Genomic DNA, 2,952 nt, shown 5'->3' with positions numbered 1-2,952 from the left:
GTCGCACGGGAGCGTGCGGCCGGCCGCCGGAGAGGGTGGGTGGCGGGATCAGCCCTGCGGGTGGTGGGCCGGGATCGGCGGGAGCTCGCCGGTGGTCTCGTACTCGCTCAGCATCTCGATCCGGCGGGTGTGCCGGGCCTCGCCGCTGTAGGGGGTCTTGAGGAAGACCTCGACGAAGCCGGTGGCCTCCTCGACCGTGTGCATGCGGCCGCCGATGGAGATCACGTTGGCGTTGTTGTGCTGACGGCCGAGCTCGGCGGTCTGCGCGCTCCAGGCCAGCGCGGCCCGGACGCCCTTGACCTTGTTGGCGGCGATCGCCTCGCCGTTGCCGGAGCCGCCGATGACGATGCCCAGGGCGTCCTCGTCGGCGGCGGTGCGCTCGGCGGCGCGCAGGCAGAACGGCGGGTAGTCGTCCTCGGCGTCGTAGATGTGCGGCCCGCAGTCGACCGGCTCGTGGCCGGCCCCCTTGAGCCACTCCACGAGGTGGTTCTTCAGTTCGTATCCGGCATGGTCTGAGCCCAGGTACACGCGCATGCCATGAGTGTGGCATGCGCGTGCGCCCGGGCCCGACAACGGGGGCGCCGGCGGGGAGCGGTCGGCGCGGCGGGGGTGGTCAGCGCCGGCCGAGCAGCTTCCAGGCCAGCGGCAGGGCGCCGGCGGCGAGGGCGGCCTTGAGGGCGTCGCCGACCAGGTACGGGTAGAGGCCGAGCTCGGCGGCGCGGGCGAGCGGGACGTGCAGCGACAGGGCGAGGTACGGGACGCCGACCGCGTAGATGGCGAGGCTGCCGAGGACCATGGTGACGGCGGTGTTGACCGGGGTGCGGTCGGCGCCGCGGCGGGCCAGCGCGCCGGTCAGGGCGGCGGCGACGACGAAGCCGAGCACGTAGCCGAAGGTCGGGAACGCCCAGCCGGTGGCGCCGCCGGTGAACCAGGGCAGGCCCGCCATGCCGGCCAGCAGGTACAGCACCAGCGAGGCGGCGCCGCGGCGGGTGCCGAGCGCGGTGCCGACCAGCAGGGCGGCGAAGGTCTGGCCGGTGACCGGGACCGGCGAGCCGGGGACGTTGACCGACAGCTGGGCGGCCACGCCGGTCAGCGCGGCGCCGCCGGCCACCAGGGCCAGGTCGCGGGCCTGGGCGCCGAGGCGGGTGGAGGCGGCGGGCAGCAGGTCGGCGAGGACGGCGCGGCGCGGTATCGGGGTGGTGGCAGTGGCCATCGGGGCTCCTCCGTGAGAGTCCAGGTGAGTGAACACCTGTGAACCTACGTGGTGATCCACTGGGCGAACGGCACGGTTTCGGACAAACCCCCGCCCTCGGGCGTTGTCGGAACCGACTCGGGACAACCCCTGGTCACAACATGATCACTTTGGGTTTCGGCATGGTCCGCATACTGGGCCCGAACCGATCATCTTTGGCATGGACAGCGGCGGCGCCGGATATTGGACAGCTCATGTCGCATACCGCACAGTCTGGAACCACCCCTATGGCCCCCACTTCCGCCCCTCCGGCGCCCGGGACCCCCGACGGCACCCGACCGGCCGCGGCCCCGGCGCCGGGTGGCCAGCAGCTCACCCACGGCCTGAAGCAGCGCCACCTGTCCATGATCGCCCTCGGCGGCGTGATCGGCGCCGGCCTCTTCGTCGGCTCCGGCGCCGGCATCGCGGCCGCCGGCCCGGCGATCATCCTGGCGTTCGTGCTCTCCGGCCTCCTGGTCATGCTGATCATGCGGATGCTCGGTGAGATGTCCGCCGCCCGCCCCGCCTCCGGCTCGTTCTCGGTGCACGCCGAGAAGGAGATCGGCCCCTGGGCCGGGATCACGGCCGGCTGGATGTACTGGGTGATGCTCTGCTGCGGCGTCGCCGCCGAGGCCACCGCCGCCGGGAAGATCGTCAACGGCTGGATACCCGGCGTCTCCGCCTGGGTCTGGGTCGCCCTGTTCATGGCCTTCTTCTGCGCCAGCAACCTCACCGCGGTGAAGAACTTCGGCGAGTTCGAGTTCTGGTTCGCCGCCATCAAGATCACCGCGATCATCGCCTTCCTGGTCCTCGGCGGGCTCGGCATCGCCGGGGTGATCGGCCCCGGCGCCCCCGGCGCGCACAACCTCACCGGCGAGGGCGGCTTCCTGCCCAACGGCGTCAGCGGGCTGATCGTCGGCCTGCTCGCCTCGGTCTTCGCGTACGGCGGTCTGGAGACCGTGACCATCGCCGCCGCCGAGTCCGACGACCCCAAGAAGAACGTCGCCAACGCCGTGCGCACCGCGGTGTGGCGGATCGCGATCTTCTACATCGGCTCGATGGCCCTGGTGGTCACCCTGGTCTCCTGGAAGGACCCGAAGGTCGTCGCGGACGGCCCGTACGTCACCGTGCTGAGCCACCTCGGGGTGCCCGCCGCCGGACTGATCATGCAGGTGGTGGTGCTGGTCGCGCTGCTGTCCGCGATGAACGCCAACATCTACGGCGCCTCCCGGATGGCGTACTCGCTGGTCGGCCGCGGCCAGGGCCCCAAGGCGCTGGCCAAGGTCGGCGGCGGGGTGCCGCGCAGAGCCGTCCTGGCCTCCTGTCTGTTCGGCTTCGGCGCCGTGCTGGCCGCCAAGTTCTGGCCGGACACCGTGTTCACCTGGCTGATGAACACCACCGGCGTGGCGATCCTGGTGGTCTGGCTGTTCATCTGCGTGGTCCAGCTGCGGATGCGCCGCCGGCTGGAGCGCGAGGCCCCCGAGCTGCTCACCGTGAAGATGTGGGGCTACCCGTACCTGACCTGGATCGCGATGGCCGCCGTGGCCGGCATCCTCGCCCTGATGACCACCACCGACGGCAACCGCCAGCAGCTGTACGCGGCCGGCGTGCTGGTCGCGGCGCTCACCGTCGCCGGGCTGCTCAAGCAGCGCCGGGACGCCGCCGCGCTCCGCTGACCTCCCCGCGCACGCGGCAGGGCCCGGTACCGAGCGGTACCGGGC

3 protein-coding genes are annotated in these 2,952 nt (G+C 72.4%); 1 reads left to right on the top strand and 2 read right to left on the bottom strand.

The window, feature by feature from the left end; translation table 11 throughout:
- Window positions 1–48: 48 nt before the first annotated feature.
- Both ACFRQN_RS40385 and ACFRQN_RS40380 read right to left on the bottom strand, forming a co-directional pair.
- Window positions 49–534: a ribose-5-phosphate isomerase gene (locus tag ACFRQN_RS40385; protein ID WP_049648958.1), complete on the bottom strand. Its 486-nt coding sequence runs from the start codon at window positions 532–534 to the stop codon at window positions 49–51.
- A gap of 79 nt (window positions 535–613) precedes the next feature.
- Window positions 614–1,213, bottom strand: a complete 600-nt coding sequence (locus ACFRQN_RS40380) for a biotin transporter BioY (protein WP_074000683.1) — start codon at window positions 1,211–1,213, stop codon at window positions 614–616.
- A gap of 266 nt (window positions 1,214–1,479) precedes the next feature.
- Here ACFRQN_RS40380 and ACFRQN_RS40375 point away from each other — a divergent pair, with 266 nt between their 5' ends.
- Window positions 1,480–2,907 carry an amino acid permease gene (locus ACFRQN_RS40375; RefSeq protein ID WP_380745626.1) on the top strand — a complete coding sequence of 476 codons (1,428 nt, stop codon included), beginning with the start codon at window positions 1,480–1,482 and terminating at the stop codon, window positions 2,905–2,907.
- The last annotated feature ends 45 nt before the right edge of the window (window positions 2,908–2,952 follow it).

The organism is Kitasatospora sp. NPDC056800, from assembly GCF_042789775.1.
Lineage (GTDB): Bacteria > Actinomycetota > Actinomycetes > Streptomycetales > Streptomycetaceae > Kitasatospora.
This window is presented reverse-complemented; position numbering and strand designations above follow the sequence as displayed.